The organism is Pseudomonas sp. GW531-T4, from assembly GCF_017349615.1.
Classification (GTDB): Bacteria; Pseudomonadota; Gammaproteobacteria; order Pseudomonadales; family Pseudomonadaceae; genus Aquipseudomonas; species Aquipseudomonas chlororaphis_I.
Window position 1 is genome coordinate 201082 of sequence record NZ_JACMZT010000007.1, and the last position, 15489, is coordinate 216570.

Consider the following 15489-nt stretch of genomic DNA (forward strand, 5'->3'; position numbering starts at 1 on the left):
GAACCTTTCTTAACCGCGCGCGGCGGCAATCTTGATCAGCTTGGCGTAGTAGAACCCGTCATGGCCGCCCTCTTGCGCCAGCAACTGGCGACCGTGGGGCTGCTTCAGGCCGGCCGGAGGCTGGCCCAGTTGCCCGCCGATGTCCAGTTCGCGAGCGCCCGGGGTCCGGGCCAGGAACGCCTCGATCACCTCGGTGTTTTCGGTCGGCAAGGTCGAGCAGGTGGCGTACAGCAGGATGCCGCCGACTTCCAGGGTCGACCACATGGTGTCCAGCAGTTCGCCTTGCAAGGTGGCCAGGGCGGCGATGTCGTCGGCCTGACGGGTGAGCTTGATATCCGGGTGGCGACGGATCACCCCGGTGGCCGAACACGGCGCGTCCAGCAGGATGCGCTGGAACGGCTTGCCGTCCCACCAGGCAGCGGTGTCACGGCCGTCGGCGGCGATCAGCTCGGCGTGGAGGCCCAGGCGGTCGAGGTTCTCCTGGACACGCACCAGGCGCTTGGCTTCCAGGTCCACCGCGACCACGCCGGCCAGCGCGGGCTCGACTTCGAGGATGTGGCAGGTCTTGCCGCCAGGCGCGCAGCAGGCGTCCAGCACCCGTTGTCCCGGCGCCAGCTCCAGCAGCTCGGCGGCCAGTTGCGCGGCCTCGTCCTGCACGCTGATCCAGCCTTCGGCGAAGCCCGGCAGGCTGCGCACGTCGGCGGCTTCATCGAGGACGATGCCGTCCTGGCTGTAGACGCAAGGCTTGGCGGCGACGCCGGCCTCGCTCAACAGCTGGAGGTAGGCCGCGCGGGAATGATGGCGACGGTTGACCCGCAGGATCATCGGCGGATGGGCGTTGTTGGCGGCGCAGATGGCTTCCCATTGCTCGGGCCAGAACGCCTTGAGGGATTTTTGCAGCCAGCGCGGATGGGCGGTACGCACCACCGGGTCGCGCTCCAGCTCGGCGAACAGCGCTTCGCTCTCACGTTGGGCGCGGCGCAGCACGGCATTGATCAGCGCCTTGGCCCAGGGCTTTTTCAGTTTGTCGGCGCAGCCCACGGTTTCGCCGATGGCGGCATGCGCCGGGACGCGGGTGTAGAGCAATTGATAAAGGCCCACCAGCAGCAGCGCCTCGACATCGGCATCGGCCGCCTTGAACGGCTTCTGCAACAGCTTGGCCGCCAGCGCCGCCAGCCGTGGCTGCCAGCGCGCGGTGCCGAACGCCAGGTCCTGGGTGAAGCCGCGATCGCGCACTTCGACCTTGTCCAGCAGGGTTGGCAGCGAGCTGTTGAGCGAGGCCTTGCCATTGAGAACCGAGGTCAGGGCCTTGGCGGCGGCCAGACGCGGGTTCATTGGGCGTCCACCGCTTGTCCGAGCACGGTGCCGGTGGCGAATTTCTCACGCCGGCTGTTGAACAGGTCGCTGAAGTTCAGCGCCTTGCCGCCGGGCAATTGCAGGCGAGTCAGGCACAGCGCCTGCTCGCCGCAGGCGACGAGCAGGCCGTCCTTGCTGGCGCCGAGGATGGTTCCCGGGGCGCCCTTGCCTTCGGCGAGACTGGCGGCCAGCACTTTCAGGGCTTCGCTATTGAGCGTGCTGTGGCAGATCGGCCAGGGGTTGAAGGCCCGTACCAGGCGCTCCAGTTCCAGCGCCGGGCGGCTCCAGTCGATCCGTGCTTCGTCCTTGTTCAGCTTGTGGGCGTAGGTGGCCAGGCTGTCGTCCTGCACTTCGCCTTGCAGGGTTCCGGCAGCGAGGCCGGCGATGGCCTGCACCACGGCCGGCGGGCCCATTTCGGCGAGTCGGTCATGCAGGCTGCCGCCGGTGTCGGTGGCGCTGATCGGGGTGCGGACCTTGAGCAGCATCGGCCCGGTGTCCAGGCCGGCTTCCATGCGCATCACGGTCACGCCGCTCTCGGCGTCGCCGGCTTCCACGGCGCGCTGGATCGGCGCCGCCCCGCGCCAGCGTGGCAGCAGCGAGGCGTGGCTGTTGATGCAGCCCAGGCGCGGAATATCCAGCACCGCCTGCGGCAGGATCAGGCCGTAGGCGACCACCACCATCAGGTCCGGCGCGAGGGCCGCTAGTTCGGCCTGGGCCTCCGCGTTGCGCAGGGTTGGCGGCTGCAGCACGGGGATATCGTGCTCCAGCGCCAGTTGCTTGACCGGGCTCGGCATCAGCTTTTGCCCGCGTCCGGCCGGCCGGTCCGGCTGGGTGTAGACCGCGACGATCTCGTAGGGGCTGTCGAGCAGGGCCTTGAGGTGTTCGGCGGCAAATTCCGGGGTACCGGCAAAGACGATGCGCAGTGGCTCAGTCATGGGAATTCTCGCTAATAAATACGCAGAAAAGAAAAAGGCTTGCCGCTGCAAGCCTTTGGAAGAAGGGGATCAAGCCTGCTGACGATGCTGCTTTTCCAGCTTCTTCTTGATCCGGTCGCGTTTGAGCGTGGACAGGTAATCGACGAACAATTTGCCGTTGAGGTGGTCGCATTCGTGCTGGATGCACACCGCGAGCAGGCCTTCGGCGATCAGTTCGTAAGGCTGGCCGTCACGGTCCAGGGCCTTGATTTTCACGCGTTGCGGACGATCGACGTTCTCGTAGAAGCCCGGTACCGACAGGCAGCCTTCCTGATACTGGCCCATTTCGTCGGTGAGCGGTTCGAACTCTGGGTTGATGAACACCCGTGGCTCGCTGCGGTCTTCGGACAGGTCCATGACCACGATGCGCTTGTGCACGTTGACCTGGGTAGCGGCCAGGCCGATGCCGGGCGCCTCATACATTGTTTCAAACATGTCGTCGACCAACTGACGCACTTCGTCGTCCACTACGGCCACTGGTTTGGCGATAGTGCGCAGGCGCGAGTCGGGGAATTCGAGGATGTTTAAAATGGCCATAAGCGTAATTGCTACACGTGTGAAGTAAGTTCGGAGTCGGAGGCCTTGCGGGGTCTGGAAGGGCAACCGTTGTAAAACGTGCTCGATCAGGAGCAGGGAGCGCACAGGCGCTGGCGTTTCACGCGAGTACACATAATAAAGGGATTCACCGCATGAGGAAATCACTACTCGCCTTGCTGCTCGTGGGCTGGGCCGGTTTCGGCCAGGCGCAGGTGCCGCTCCGGGAGGGTTACCCACAGCGCTACACCGTGGTGGCGGGCGATACCTTGTGGAGCATCGCCAACCGCTTTCTGCGCGATCCCTGGCAATGGCCGGCGCTCTGGCAGGCCAATTCCAGCCTCGCCGACCCCGATCTGATCTACCCCGGCGACTCCCTGGCGCTGGTACAGGTCAATGGCGAACCACGCCTGACCCTGGAGCGCGGCGCTTCCCGGGGTACGGTCAAACTGTCGCCTCAGGTGCGCCGCACGCCGCTGGCCGAGGCGATCCCGACCATTCCACTGCAGGCCATCGACAGCTTTCTGCTGAGCAACCGCATCCTCGACCGGGCCGAGACCTTCGACAGTGCGCCCTACATAGTCGCCGGCGATGCCGAACGGGTGCTCAGCGGCACCGGCGACCGGATCTTCGCGCGCGGCCGCTTCGACCCGGAACAATCGGCCTACGGCATCTTCCGCCAGGGCAAGACCTACACCGACCCGCAGAGCGGCGAAGTGCTGGGGATCAACGCCGACGAGATCGGCGGCGGCGAGGTGGTCGCGGTCGAGGGCGATATCGCCACCCTGCAATTGCAGCGCACCACCCAGGAAGTGCGCCTGGGCGACCGTTTGTTCAGCGGCGAGCCGCGGGTCATCAACTCGACCTTTGTCCCCAGCCCGCCGAGCCGGGCGGTCGAGGGCCTGATCATCGACGTGCCACGGGGCGTCACCCAGATCGGCGCGCTGGACGTGGTGACGCTGAACAAGGGGCGGCGCGATGGCCTGGCTGAAGGCAATGTGCTGGCGGTGCTGAAGACCGGTGAAACCGTGCGCGATCGGGTGGCCGGCGGCCAGGTGAAGATGCCGGATGAGCGGGCCGGTCTGCTGATGGTTTTCCGCACCTACGACAAACTCAGCTACGGCCTGGTGCTCAATGCTTCCCGCTCCCTGGCGATCATGGACAAGGTGCGTAACCCGTAAACCCTCAACAAGTTACCAACAGAGTTATCCACAGCTTATTCCTGCTTCAGCCGGGCTTATAACGATCAAGGATGATCCTATGTCACTGCCTGCCCAGGCTCCGGTTTCCCCCGCGGAACTGGAAGCCCGTCTACGTTTGCATCGCTTGCCGGACCTTGGCCCGAAGCGTTTTCAGCTGTTGTTCGAAGCCTTCGGTTCGGCCTCCAAGGCCATCAGCGCGCCGGCCAGCGCCTGGCGTGCGCTGGGCCTGCCGGCGAGTGCGGCCGAGGCTCGGCGCAACGCCGAGGTGCGTGATGGCGCCAGCCGTGCATTGGCCTGGCTGGAGCGTCCGGGCCAGCATTTACTGATGTGGGACCAGCCTGACTACCCGCCGCTGCTGAATGAAATTGCCGATGCGCCGCCGCTGCTGTTTGTCGCTGGCGATCCGCGGATCCTGGAAAAACCGCAGTTGGCGGTGGTTGGCAGTCGTCGCGCTTCGAGGCCAGGAATGGACACCGCCGCGGCCTTTTCCCGTAGCCTGGCCGCGGCCGGTTTTGTCATCACCAGCGGCCTGGCGCTGGGGATCGATGGCGCGGCGCACCAGGCCGCCCTGGAGGTCGGCGGGCAGACCGTCGGCGTGCTCGGCACCGGCCTGGAAAAATTTTATCCACAGCGCAATCGACGCCTGGCCGACGCCATGATCGCCCAGGGCAGCGCGCTGGTTTCCGAGTTCCCGCTGGAGACCGGCCCCCACGCCAGCCACTTTCCCCGGCGCAACCGGATCATCAGCGGCTTGTCCCTTGGCGTGCTGGTGGTGGAGGCCAGCGTCGCCAGCGGTTCGCTGATCACCGCCCGGCTCGCCGCCGAGCAGGGCCGCGAGGTGTATGCGATACCCGGGTCGATCCATCACCCCGGGGCCCGGGGCTGTCATCAGCTGATTCGTGATGGCGCGGTGCTGGTGGAAACCATCGAACATATCCTCGAAGCCCTGCGTGGCTGGCAACGACTGCCGTTATCCCCAGCCCCGCCACCAGTCGCGCCCGCTCACCCGTTGCTGGCGCTGTTGCATGCTGCGCCGCAGACCAGCGAGGGCCTGGTGCAGGCCAGTGGCTGGAGCCTGTCCAGGGTGCTGGCGGCGCTTACGGAGCTGGAGCTGGAGGGCCATGCGGTATGTGAAGCAGGCTGCTGGTATGCCCGGGCAAAAGGCTAGGCTTTATAAGCAGGATCGGTAAACTGCGCACAGCCTTAATCCGGAGAGTCAGCAATGGTCAGCAGTTGGCGTGTGCAACAAGCCGCACGAGAAATTCGCGCAGGGGCGGTGATTGCCTACCCAACCGAAGCAGTCTGGGGGTTGGGGTGCGACCCGTGGAACGAAGAGGCGGTGGACCGGTTGCTGGCCATCAAGTCGCGCTCCGTGGACAAGGGCCTGATCCTGATCGCCGACAACATCCGCCAGTTCGATTTCCTCTTCGAGGATTTCCCCCAGGAATGGCTCGATCGCATGGCCAGCACCTGGCCAGGCCCGAACACCTGGCTGGTACCCCATCAGAATCTGTTGCCGGAATGGGTCACCGGGGTCCACGACACCGTGGCCTTGCGGGTCAGCGATCATCCACTGGTGCGCGAGTTATGTGCGCTGGTGGGGCCGCTGATTTCCACCTCGGCCAATCCCCAGGGGCGCCCGGCCGCCCGCACGCGGATTCGCGTCGAGCAGTATTTCCGCGGGCAGCTGGACATGGTCCTGGGCGGCAGCCTGGGCGGGCGCAAGAACCCGAGCCTGATCCGCGACCTGGTGACCGGCAAGATCGTGCGTTCGGCCTGACACCGCGTCATCGTTTATCGCGGGCAAGTCGGATCGCCGCCCGCGATGCATTTCAAGGCAGCAGAATGGTCGAACCCGTGGTGCGCCGCGCCGACAGTTCGGTCTGCGCCTTCGCCGCGTCCGCCAGTGGATAACGCTGGCCGATCTCGATCTTCAGCTTGCCGCTGGTAATCATGCCGAACAGATCGTCGGCCATGGCCTGCAGGTTCTCGGCATTGTTGGCGTAGGTGCCCAGGGTCGGACGGGTGACATACAGCGAGCCCTTGGCCGCCAGGATGCCCAGGTTGACCCCCTCCACCGCGCCCGAGGCGTTGCCGAAGCTGACCATCAGGCCCCGTGGCTGCAGGCAGTCCAGCGAGGTCAGCCAGGTGTCCTTGCCCACGCCGTCGTAGACCACCGGGCATTTCTTGCCGTCGGTCAGCTCCAGTACGCGCTTGGCCACGTCTTCATGGCTGTAGTCGATGGTTTCCCAGGCGCCGAGGGATTTCGCCAGCGCGGCTTTTTCCGGCGAGCTGACAGTACCGATCAGCTTCACCCCCAGGGCCTTGGCCCACTGGCAGGCGAGCAGCCCGACACCGCCGGCGGCCGCGTGGAACAGCACGGTTTCACCGCCCTTGAGCTCGTAGGTCTGGCGCAGCAGGTACTGCACGGTCAGGCCCTTGAGCATCACCCCGGCCGCCTGTTCGAAGCTGATGCTGTCCGGCAGGTGCACCAGATTGTCCGCGGGCAGTACATGCAGCTCGCTGTAGGCACCCAGCGGACCGCTGCCATAAGCCACGCGATCGCCGACCTTGAAGCGGGTCACGGCGCTGCCCACCGCCTCGACCACCCCGGCCCCTTCGGCACCCAGGCCCGATGGCAAGGCCGGTGGCGCGTAGAGACCGCTGCGGTAGTAGGTGTCGATGAAATTCAGGCCGATGGCCTTGTTGCTCACGCGGACCTGTTGCGGGCCCGGTTCTGCGGGTTGGTAATCCACATACTCGAGTACTTCCGGGCCGCCATGGGCCCGGAACTGGATACGTTTGGCCATCTGCACTCTCTCCTCGGTCGTGTCGCGAAAGTGCCTTATCGGACTCCTATGCTTGACCGCCGTCAACTGCGACCGGCCCCCACGCAGTGTTATGCTACGCGCCCATTTGCGCAGGCCCCCTGCTGTATCCCTGGCGCCGCGTAGCTTTGCCCGATTCAAGGTGATGCCATGACTACCCGCACCGAGGCCGTAAAAGCCTACCTGCTCGACCTGCAAGACCGCATTTGCGCTGCCCTGGAAGCCGAAGACGGCGGTACGCGCTTCGTCGAAGACGCCTGGACCCGACCGGCCGGCGGTGGCGGGCGCACCCGGGTGATTGCCGACGGTACGGTGATCGAGAAAGGCGGCGTCAACTTTTCCCACGTGTTCGGCAGCGGCTTGCCGCCGTCCGCCAGCGCCCACCGGCCCGAACTGGCCGGCCGTGGATTCGAGGCGCTGGGCGTGTCGCTGGTGATCCACCCGCACAACCCCCATGTGCCGACTTCCCACGCCAACGTAAGGTTCTTCATCGCCGAAAAAGCAGGCGAAGAGCCGGTCTGGTGGTTCGGCGGCGGTTTCGACCTGACCCCCTACTACGCCAACGAAGAGGACTGTGTGCACTGGCACCGCGTCGCCGAAAAGGCCTGTGCTCCGTTCGGCCCGGACGTCTACCCGCGCTACAAGGCCTGGTGCGACAGCTACTTCCACATCAAGCATCGCAATGAACCACGTGGCATCGGCGGCCTGTTCTTCGACGACCTCAACGAGTGGGACTTCGACACCAGCTTCGCCTTCATGCGCGCCATCGGCGACGCCTACCTCGAGGCCTACCTGCCGATCGTCCAGCGCCGCAAGGCCCTGGGCTATACCGAGAAGCAGCGCGAGTTCCAGGAGTACCGTCGCGGCCGCTATGTCGAGTTCAACCTGGTCTACGACCGCGGCACCCTGTTCGGCCTGCAATCGGGCGGGCGTACCGAGTCGATCCTCATGTCCCTGCCGCCGCAGGTGCGCTGGGGCTATGACTGGAAAGCCGAGCCGGGCAGCGAAGAAGCGCGCCTGACCGAATATTTCCTGCAGGACCGCGACTGGCTGGCGGGCTCTGCGTAAAGCGTTGCAGCCGGCTGGCCGGCGCTGGACGATAATGCGATTGAACAGAACAGCGCAGCGTCCCTGTCGCCAGCAAGCTGGTTCCTTACAGGGATGTGCATGAGGGTTTTATTGGATGGATCAGTACGTCGTTTTTGGTAACCCGATCGGCCACAGCAAGTCGCCGCTGATTCATCGGCTGTTCGCCGAGCAGACGGCGCAGCGGCTGGTCTACACCACTCTGCTGGCGCCCCTCGACGATTTCGCCGGCTGTGCCCGCGGGTTCTTCGTGGACGGGCGTGGCGCCAACGTCACGGTGCCGTTCAAGGAAGACGCCTACCGCCTGGCCGACAGCCTGACCGCCCGCGCCCAGCGCGCCGGCGCGGTGAACACCTTGAGCAAACTCGCCGATGGCAGCCTGTTGGGCGACAACACCGACGGCGCCGGCCTGGTGCGTGACCTGACGGTCAACGCCGGCTTCAGCCTCAAGGGCAAGCGCATTCTGCTGCTGGGGGCCGGTGGCGCGGTGCGTGGCGCGCTGGAGCCGCTGCTGGCGGAGCAGCCGGCGTCGGTGATCATCGCCAACCGCACGGTGGAAAAGGCCGAGCTGCTGGCCGAGCTGTTCAGCGACCTGGGGCCGGTGTCCGCCAGCGGTTTCGACTGGTTGCGCGAGCCGGTGGACCTGATCATCAACGCCACCTCGGCCAGCCTCACCGGCGACGTGCCGCCGATCGCCGCCAGCCTGATCGAGCCGGGCAAGACGGTGTGCTATGACATGATGTATGGCAAGGAGCCGACCGCCTTCTGTCGCTGGGCCAGCCAATACGGCGCGGCGATTTCCATGGATGGCCTGGGCATGCTCGCCGAACAGGCGGCGGAAGCCTTCTTCCTGTGGCGCGGCGTGCGTCCGGACACCGCGCCGGTGCTGGCGGAGCTGCGGCGCCAGCTGGGGCTCTGACCCCGCGCCCCTCTTTCTATTGTAGGAGCGAGCTTGCTCGCGATAGCCGCGAAGCGGCGGTGCGACAGCCACGCCGTATTATCGTCGACGTTCATCGCGAGCAAGCTCGCTCCTACATAGCCGGGTTCAATCCTCAAACCGGATCGGGCATCTCTCCGCGCCTTCGAGCTTTCTCAACTCTTCGATCACCGAGGCCCGCGCGTGGCGCAGGGTCAGGCTGCGGTTCTGCCGCAGCAGGCGGCGGGCTTCCTGGTGCAGCATGGCCACCCCGGAATAGTCGATGAAGTTGATCTGCCGGGCGTCGATCACCAGGCGCGGCGCATGGCAGCGCTGCATGCGCACTTGCAGGTAATGGCTGGCGCCGAAAAAGATCGAGCCGCCGACCCGCAGGATGTCCTCGTCGCCTTCGCGCCCATGCTGCACGCGCGGTTGCGAGGTGCGCTTGAGGTAGAAGAACAGCGATGCCAGGACCCCGGCATAGATCGCCGTCTGCAATTCCAGGAGCAAGGTGGCGACACAGGTCAGGCTCATCACCGCGAACTCGGCGCGGCTGACCCGGAACAGCGCGCGAATGCCGCGATGGTCCACCAATCCCCAGCAAATCAGCAGGATGCTCCCGGCCATGGCCGGGATCGGGATATGGGCGATCAGCGCCGCGCCGGCCACGGCGAACAAGGCCACCCACAACGCCGAGAACACCCCCGCCAGCGGCGAACAGGCACCAGCTTCGTAGCTCAGGCCGGAACGGGTAAAGGAACCGGAAGACAGATAGCCGGAGAAGAACGCGCCGACGATGTTCGACAGGCCCTGGGCGCGGACTTCCTGGTTGGCATCGAGCAACTGCTCGGAGCGCGCCGACAGCGAGCGGGCGATCGACAGGCTGGTCACCAGCCCCAGCATGCCCACCGCCACGGCGCTGGGCAGCAGGCGCAGGATCATGTCCAGGTCCAGCGGCAGCGGGCTGAACGGCGGCAGCCGCCCGGTAAAGGCGCTGACCAGCTTCACCTGGCCGAACAGCGCCGGCCACAGCCATACCACCAGAGCGCTGAGGATCAGGCTGATCAGCAGCGAGGGCCAGCGCGGCACCAGCAGTTTCAGGGCCAGGCCGACGATCAGCGTGCCCAGGCCGAGGATCAGCGAGGGGTTATCCACAGCATCGAGATGGGCGAACAGCGAGGTCAGGCTGTTCAGCGCGGTGGCTTCGCTCGGCAAGTCCAGGCCCAGCAGGTTGGGCAGCTGCCCCAGGGCGATCACCACAGCGGCGCCGAGGGTGAAGCCGAGCACCACCGAGTGGGACACGAAGTTCACCAGCGCGCCGAAGCGCAACAGCCCCAATAGCCACTGGAATACGCCAGCGAGCAGGGTCAGCAGCAGGATCAGGGTGATGTAGTCCTGGGATGCCGGCACCGCCAGGGGGCTGACGCTGGCGTAGAGGACGATGGAAATCGCCGCAGTCGGGCCACAGATCAGGTGCCAGGAAGAACCCCAGAGGCAGGCGATCAGCACCGGGACGACGGCGGCATACAGGCCGTATTCCGGTGGCAGGCCGGCGATCAGCGCATAGGCGATGGATTGCGGCAGGGCGAGGATGGCGCCGCTCAGGCCCACCAGCAGGTCGCGCCCGACGCTGGCGCGGGTCTGCCGGGGCAGCCAGCTCAGGAAGGGCAAGAGTGAATGGCGATTGGGCCAGGCCATGGGTCCTCGCGGGTGAAGGTGTTCAGGGGCGTCAGGGTAAAGCATTGCCGGAAGGCTTACCCCATTCCGCCAGGGTTGCCTGTAGGAGCGAGGCTTGCCCGCGATGGGCTACGCAGTAGCCCCAAAACCTGCACACAGGGTCCATCTGCAGGACCGTGTCGCCCGTATCGCGGGCAAGCCTCGCTCCTACGACGGGCGTTAGAGTTTGGCCTGCACCGCCGGCAGCGCATCCTTGCCATCGAGGGTCTTCACCCCGTCCAGCCACTTGTCCAGCACCGCCGGGTTGGCCTTGATCCAGGCCTTGGCGGCATCCAGGTTGCTGACCTTCTTGTTGGCCACCTCGGCCATGATGCTGTTCTCCATGTCCTGGGTGAAGCTCAGGTTGCTCAGCAGCTTGCCGACGTTCGGGCAGGCCTGTGCATAACCCTTGCGGGTCAGGGTGTAGACGCTGCCGGTGTCGCCGAAGTACTTCTCGCCACCCTTGAGGTAGCGCATTTTCAACTGCACGTTCATCGGGTGCGGGGTCCAGCCGAGGAAGGTGACGAACTTCTGCCTTTTCACCGCCCGCGAGACTTCGGCGAGCATCGCCTGCTCGCTGGACTCGATCAGCTTCCACTGGCCGAGGTCGAAGTCGTTCTTCTTGATGATCTCCTGCAACGACAGGTTGGCTGGGGCCCCGGAGCCGATGCCGTAGAGCTTTTTGTCGACTTCTTTTGGGTGTAGCTCGGCGTATTTGTTCAGGTCGTTGAAGTCATGCACGCCGGCGTCCCAGACGTAATCCGGCACCGCCAGGGTGAACTCGGTGCCGTCCAGGTTCTTCGCCAGCTGGGTGACATCGCCATTGGCCACGAACTTGTCGTAGAAGCCCTGCTGCGCCGGCATCCAGTTGCCCAGGAACACATCCACCTGGCCGTCCTTGAGCCCGCCGAAGGTGATCGGCACCGCCAGGGTATCGACCTTGGCCTTGTAGCCCATGCCGTCCAGCAGGAAACCGGCGATGGCGTTGGTGGCGGCGATGTCGCTCCAGCCCGGGTCGGCCATCTTCACCGTCTCGCACCCCTGTTCGGCCCAGGCCAGGGCCGGGATCGAAGCACTGCCCAGCGCCAGAAGCGCAGCCGTCACTGCTGTGGATAACCTTTGCATGCTCTTCCCCTTACGTTATTGGTTTTGGCAGGGTTGTGGATAACGAGCCTTGCGCTCCAGATCGTCGAGATCGATGTGGTTGCGCATGTATTGCTGGCTGGCGTCGACCAATGGCTGGTGGTCCCAGCTCTTCAGCTTGCCCAGGCTCAGCGCATCGGCGACGAAGCGACGGCGGCGCTGGCTGGCGAGTACCTGTTGATGAATGTGCGGGATATCCCATTTGGCCCGGGCTTCGCGGAGAAAACCCTCGAATAGCGGGCGATGTTGCGGTGATTGGCTGAGTTCTTCCTGCTCGCGCGGATCGTTGGCCACATCGAACAGCAGGCACGGGTCGTCTTCGCTGTAGATGAACTTGTAGCGGCCGCGACGAATCATCATCAGCGGGCCGATAGTGCCTTCGGCCATGTATTCGCCGAAGACTTCGTCATGCCCGCCCTGCCCTTGCAGGTGCGGCACCAGGGAGCGGCCATCCAGCGGCAGATCCGCTTGCAGTTGGCCACCGGCCAGTTCCACCAGGGTCGGCAGCAGGTCGGCGGTCGAGACCGCCTGGCCCACCCGGCCAGCGGCGAACTGCCCCGGCGCGCTGATCAGCAGCGGCACCCGCGCGGCCATTTCGAACCAGTGCATTTTGTACCAGAGGCCGCGCTCGCCGAGCATGTCGCCGTGGTCGCCGGAGAAAACGATGATGGTGTCGTCGATCAGCCCGGTTTCCTCCAGGGTTTCCAGGAGTTTGCCGACGTTGCTGTCGATATAGCTGCACGCGCCGAAATAGGCGCGCCGCGCGTCGCTAATCTTATCCACAGGCAGCGGCTTGTCCCACAGGTCGTAGACCTTGAGCAGGCGCTGGGAATGCGGGTCGAGCGTGTCCTGGGCCGGGGTCTGCGGCAGCGGAATATCCTCGTCGCGGTACAGGTCCCAGAAGGCCTTGGGAATGGTGTACGGGTCGTGCGGGTGGGTCATCGACACGGTCAGGCAGAACGGCTGGTCGCCGTCTTCGCGAACGTGATCGAACAGGTACTGGCGGGCCTTGAACACCACCTCTTCGTCGAAATCCAGCTGGTTGGTGCGCACGCATGGCCCGGCCTGCAGCACCGAGGACATGTTGTGGTACCAGCTCGGGCGTACGTCCGGCTCGTCCCAGTTCACCGCCCAGCCATAGTCGGCCGGGTAGATATCGCTGGTCAGGCGTTCTTCATAACCGTGCAACTGGTCCGGGCCGCAGAAATGCATCTTGCCCGACAGCGCAGTGCGGTAGCCCAGGCGGCGCAGGTAATGGGCGTAGGTCGGGACATCGGCGGGGAAGTCGGCGGCGTTGTCATAGGCGCCGATCTTGCTCGGCAACTGGCCGCTGACCAGGGTGAAACGCGAGGGCGCGCACAGCGGGCTGTTGCAGTAGGCGGCGTCGAACACCACGCCTTGCGTGGCGAGACGGCTCAGGTGCGGCAGCTTGATGGGCGATGGACCGTAGAACGGCAACATTGGCGCGGCCATCTGATCGGCCATGATGAAAAGAATGTTCTTGCGCTTCATGTATTCGCGGCATTCCATAGTGAGCAGTTATGCGAAAGTGCTGCGATCGAGCATGTAACCCGTGGCTTTTGCGGTAAAGCCCATGTGCGGCAATGACTAGGATAAGTACAGCTTATGTATGAAGCGCTCGGCGACCTGTCCCTGGACCTGTTCCGCGTATTCGAGGCGGCGGCGCGCCAGCGCAGCTTTACCGCCGCGGCAGTGGAGCTGGGCACCACCCAACCGGCCATCAGCCAGCAGATCAAGCGGTTGGAGGAGCAGCTCGGCACCCGGCTGTTCGACCGCATCTACCGTGGCATCGAACTGACCGAGGCCGGCAGCCAGTTGTTCGAACAGGTGCAGGCCGGCTTGCAGAGCATCGACAACGGCCTGAGCGCCATCACCGCCCAGCATCAGCATGAGGTGCTGCAGGTGGCCACCGACTTCGCCTTTGCCGCCTACTGGCTGATGCCGCGCCTGCACCGTTTCCACGCCGCCAATCCACAGGTGGACGTGAGCCTGGTCACCAGCGAGCGCAGCCACAACATGCTGCGCAGCGATATCGACGTGGCGGTGCTGTTTGGCGATGGCCGTTTCAAGCAGGGGGAAAGCCATTGGCTGTTCAATGAAGAGGTGTTTCCGGTGTGCAGCCCACTGCTGCTCAAGGAACGGCCACTGCCCCTCGGCGCCCAGTCGCTGCTGGAGTTCCCGCTGCTGCACCTGAAGGGCGAAAACAGCAGCCACTGGTTCGACTGGAGCGGTGTGTTCCGCGAGTTGGGGATCACCACCCCGCCGGCGCCGGGGCAGCTGCGTTTCGACAACTACACCCTGTTGATCCAGGCGGCGATCGGTGGCCAGGGCGTGGGCATCGGCTGGCGCCACCTTGTGGATAACTTGCTGGCGCAAGGTCTGTTGTGCCGGCCGATCAGCGAAACGCTGGTTTCCCGCTACGGCTATTACGTGGTCCTGCCCCAGCGCAAACGCCGGGGGGCGCTGATCCAGCGGTTTTTCGACTGGCTGATGGCCGAGCAGGCCGACAGCCCGCAATCCCTGACCGGGCTGGGCCTGCCTTCGATTGCCATCTGAGGTTTGGGGTTGGAGCGCAAGCCATCGCGAGCAAGCTTGCTCCTACATGGGATCGCATAACCTTCTGTAGGAGCGAGCTTGCTCGCGATAAGGATTCAACACACGAAGTTCACATGCTCGCCCACATGCAGGTTCAGCTGCTGTTCGTCGGCGATGCCGGCAGCCACCCGCGCCAGTCGCCGCACTGGCTCGTCCAGCTTCGGCGGGAGGCTGCCGGCGGGCTGGCTGAAGTGTTCCAGGGTCAGCCCGGGTACGCTTTGCGGCGCATTCACCAGGGTCCAGCGCAAGCTGCTGCCTTGCAGCGCGTCGAGGATGGTCTCGGCCGTCTGACGGTGTGGATAACCCTCCATCTCCGGCTGGTCCAGCACCTCGAAATTCCCCACCAGAAACAGGCGTCGGACGCCTGCGGCCTGCATGCCGGCGATCAGCGCTTCGACTGCCTGGACTTGTTCCCGGGGTTCGAGCAGCAGGTTTTCCTGTTGTTCGAGGCCCATGGGCAGCCCCGGGGCATTCAGCAGGCAGACCACCACGTCGCCTCCGGCCACGCTTTGCCTGACCCGCACGGCATCGAACAGGTCACCGCATTTGGTGCGCAAGCCGGGAAGGGGCTCGAGGGCCGTCAGGTCGTCGAGGATGGCGATGACTTCATGCTGGCGCCGCAGGAACTCCGCCATCAGCGCGCTGCCCAGGCTGCTCATGGCACCGTAGAGCACCAGTTTGACCACCGGGGTTTCGGCATTTTTCATGGCGCGGCTCGTTTCTTTACACTGGTAAGGTTATGACCTGTGGGCTGTCGCCAGGGTTCGACTTTGTCATGAGAGGTTCCATGCAACGCATCAAGGGCTATCACGCCCACGTCTATTTCGACGCCAGCACCATCGACCAGGCGCGGGCCTTGTGTGAGCAGGCGGCGCAATTGTTTCCATTGAAGATGGGCCGGGTGCATGAACGGCCGGTCGGCCCGCATCCGGACTGGAGCTGCCAGCTGGCGTTCGAACCGCAGTACCTGGGGGAGGTGCTGCCGTGGCTGGCGCTCAATCGCAACGGGCTGGTGGTGTTTCTGCACCCGGATACCGGGGACGACCTGAAGGATCACACTGAGCATGCGGTCTGGATGGGGGCGATCAGGCCGCTGGATCTGTCGATTTTTTGAGATT

General features: G+C 65.0%; 15 protein-coding genes. 7 read left to right on the top strand and 8 right to left on the bottom strand.

Annotated elements, in window-relative coordinates; genetic code table 11:
- Positions 1-9: 9 nt before the first annotated feature.
- The 3 genes from rsmB to def all read right to left on the bottom strand — a co-directional run bounded on the left by rsmB (position 10) and on the right by def (position 2867).
- The gene (gene rsmB, locus J4D28_RS08115; RefSeq protein WP_009046225.1) at positions 10-1335 is read right to left on the bottom strand and encodes a 16S rRNA (cytosine(967)-C(5))-methyltransferase RsmB; all 1326 of its coding nucleotides are present in this window, start codon (positions 1333-1335) and stop codon (positions 10-12) included.
- Positions 1332-2291 (bottom strand): methionyl-tRNA formyltransferase, encoded by a 960-nt coding sequence (gene fmt / locus J4D28_RS08120; RefSeq protein ID WP_009046226.1) that lies wholly within the window; start codon positions 2289-2291, stop codon positions 1332-1334. Before fmt ends, rsmB begins: the two co-directional genes overlap by 4 nt.
- Before the next feature lie 69 nt (positions 2292-2360).
- Positions 2361-2867 (bottom strand): peptide deformylase, encoded by a 507-nt coding sequence (gene def, locus J4D28_RS08125; RefSeq protein ID WP_009046227.1) that lies wholly within the window; start codon positions 2865-2867, stop codon positions 2361-2363.
- 152 nt (positions 2868-3019) lie between these two features.
- On the opposite strand from def, the gene J4D28_RS08130 reads away from it, so the two are divergent.
- The 3 genes from J4D28_RS08130 to J4D28_RS08140 all read left to right on the top strand — a co-directional run bounded on the left by J4D28_RS08130 (position 3020) and on the right by J4D28_RS08140 (position 5846).
- Complete coding sequence (locus J4D28_RS08130; protein WP_009046228.1) at positions 3020-4045, top strand: LysM peptidoglycan-binding domain-containing protein; 1026 nt, start codon at positions 3020-3022, stop codon at positions 4043-4045.
- A 79-nt stretch (positions 4046-4124) separates the two neighbouring features.
- The gene (gene dprA / locus J4D28_RS08135) at positions 4125-5234 is read left to right on the top strand and encodes a DNA-processing protein DprA (RefSeq protein WP_009046229.1); all 1110 of its coding nucleotides are present in this window, start codon (positions 4125-4127) and stop codon (positions 5232-5234) included.
- Positions 5235-5288: 54 nt separating this feature from the next.
- Positions 5289-5846, top strand: coding sequence for an L-threonylcarbamoyladenylate synthase (locus tag J4D28_RS08140; RefSeq protein ID WP_009046230.1), 558 nt, complete (start codon positions 5289-5291; stop codon positions 5844-5846).
- Between the two features lie 52 nt (positions 5847-5898).
- Here J4D28_RS08140 and J4D28_RS08145 read toward each other — a convergent pair whose 3' ends face one another.
- A complete protein-coding gene (locus J4D28_RS08145; RefSeq protein ID WP_009046231.1) occupies positions 5899-6876 on the bottom strand; it encodes an NADPH:quinone reductase in 978 nt (325 codons plus the stop codon).
- A gap of 168 nt (positions 6877-7044) precedes the next feature.
- Here J4D28_RS08145 and hemF point away from each other — a divergent pair, with 168 nt between their 5' ends.
- Positions 7045-7962 carry an oxygen-dependent coproporphyrinogen oxidase gene (hemF, locus tag J4D28_RS08150; protein ID WP_009046232.1) on the top strand — a complete coding sequence of 306 codons (918 nt, stop codon included), beginning with the start codon at positions 7045-7047 and terminating at the stop codon, positions 7960-7962.
- A gap of 115 nt (positions 7963-8077) precedes the next feature.
- Complete coding sequence (gene aroE, locus J4D28_RS08155; RefSeq protein ID WP_009046233.1) at positions 8078-8899, top strand: shikimate dehydrogenase; 822 nt, start codon at positions 8078-8080, stop codon at positions 8897-8899.
- 126 nt (positions 8900-9025) lie between these two features.
- On the opposite strand, the gene J4D28_RS08160 is transcribed toward aroE, so the two are convergent.
- From J4D28_RS08160 to betC, 3 genes are all read right to left on the bottom strand, one after another.
- A complete protein-coding gene (locus J4D28_RS08160) occupies positions 9026-10594 on the bottom strand; it encodes a SulP family inorganic anion transporter (protein WP_103330785.1) in 1569 nt (522 codons plus the stop codon).
- A 198-nt stretch (positions 10595-10792) separates the two neighbouring features.
- A complete protein-coding gene (choX, locus tag J4D28_RS08165; RefSeq protein WP_038635673.1) occupies positions 10793-11737 on the bottom strand; it encodes a choline ABC transporter substrate-binding protein in 945 nt (314 codons plus the stop codon).
- A 15-nt stretch (positions 11738-11752) separates the two neighbouring features.
- Complete coding sequence (gene betC, locus J4D28_RS08170; protein ID WP_103330784.1) at positions 11753-13267, bottom strand: choline-sulfatase; 1515 nt, start codon at positions 13265-13267, stop codon at positions 11753-11755.
- A gap of 114 nt (positions 13268-13381) precedes the next feature.
- On the opposite strand from betC, the gene J4D28_RS08175 reads away from it, so the two are divergent.
- Positions 13382-14332, top strand: coding sequence for a choline sulfate utilization transcriptional regulator (locus J4D28_RS08175; protein WP_103330783.1), 951 nt, complete (start codon positions 13382-13384; stop codon positions 14330-14332).
- A gap of 95 nt (positions 14333-14427) precedes the next feature.
- On the opposite strand, the gene J4D28_RS08180 is transcribed toward J4D28_RS08175, so the two are convergent.
- Positions 14428-15078 carry an NAD(P)-dependent oxidoreductase gene (locus J4D28_RS08180; protein ID WP_009046238.1) on the bottom strand — a complete coding sequence of 217 codons (651 nt, stop codon included), beginning with the start codon at positions 15076-15078 and terminating at the stop codon, positions 14428-14430.
- An 80-nt stretch (positions 15079-15158) separates the two neighbouring features.
- On the opposite strand from J4D28_RS08180, the gene J4D28_RS08185 reads away from it, so the two are divergent.
- The gene (locus tag J4D28_RS08185) at positions 15159-15485 is read left to right on the top strand and encodes a DOPA 4,5-dioxygenase family protein (RefSeq protein WP_009046239.1); all 327 of its coding nucleotides are present in this window, start codon (positions 15159-15161) and stop codon (positions 15483-15485) included.
- The last annotated feature ends 4 nt before the right edge of the window (positions 15486-15489 follow it).

Bases quoted from the DNA above. Each gene is read 5' to 3' on its own strand.
- J4D28_RS08145 (WP_009046231.1), bottom strand. From the start codon at position 6,876: ATGGCCAAACGTATCCAGTTCCGGGCCCATGGCGGCCCGGAAGTACTC.
- betC (WP_103330784.1), bottom strand. From the start codon at position 13,267: ATGAAGCGCAAGAACATTCTTTTCATCATGGCCGATCAGATGGCCGCG.
- aroE (WP_009046233.1), top strand. From the start codon at position 8,078: ATGGATCAGTACGTCGTTTTTGGTAACCCGATCGGCCACAGCAAGTCG.
- fmt (WP_009046226.1), bottom strand. From the start codon at position 2,291: ATGACTGAGCCACTGCGCATCGTCTTTGCCGGTACCCCGGAATTTGCC.
- dprA (WP_009046229.1), top strand. From the start codon at position 4,125: ATGTCACTGCCTGCCCAGGCTCCGGTTTCCCCCGCGGAACTGGAAGCC.
- hemF (WP_009046232.1), top strand. From the start codon at position 7,045: ATGACTACCCGCACCGAGGCCGTAAAAGCCTACCTGCTCGACCTGCAA.
- J4D28_RS08185 (WP_009046239.1), top strand. From the start codon at position 15,159: ATGCAACGCATCAAGGGCTATCACGCCCACGTCTATTTCGACGCCAGC.
- J4D28_RS08160 (WP_103330785.1), bottom strand. From the start codon at position 10,594: ATGGCCTGGCCCAATCGCCATTCACTCTTGCCCTTCCTGAGCTGGCTG.
- J4D28_RS08130 (WP_009046228.1), top strand. From the start codon at position 3,020: ATGAGGAAATCACTACTCGCCTTGCTGCTCGTGGGCTGGGCCGGTTTC.
- def (WP_009046227.1), bottom strand. From the start codon at position 2,867: ATGGCCATTTTAAACATCCTCGAATTCCCCGACTCGCGCCTGCGCACT.
- J4D28_RS08140 (WP_009046230.1), top strand. From the start codon at position 5,289: ATGGTCAGCAGTTGGCGTGTGCAACAAGCCGCACGAGAAATTCGCGCA.
- J4D28_RS08180 (WP_009046238.1), bottom strand. From the start codon at position 15,078: ATGAAAAATGCCGAAACCCCGGTGGTCAAACTGGTGCTCTACGGTGCC.
- choX (WP_038635673.1), bottom strand. From the start codon at position 11,737: ATGCAAAGGTTATCCACAGCAGTGACGGCTGCGCTTCTGGCGCTGGGC.
- J4D28_RS08175 (WP_103330783.1), top strand. From the start codon at position 13,382: ATGTATGAAGCGCTCGGCGACCTGTCCCTGGACCTGTTCCGCGTATTC.
- rsmB (WP_009046225.1), bottom strand. From the start codon at position 1,335: ATGAACCCGCGTCTGGCCGCCGCCAAGGCCCTGACCTCGGTTCTCAAT.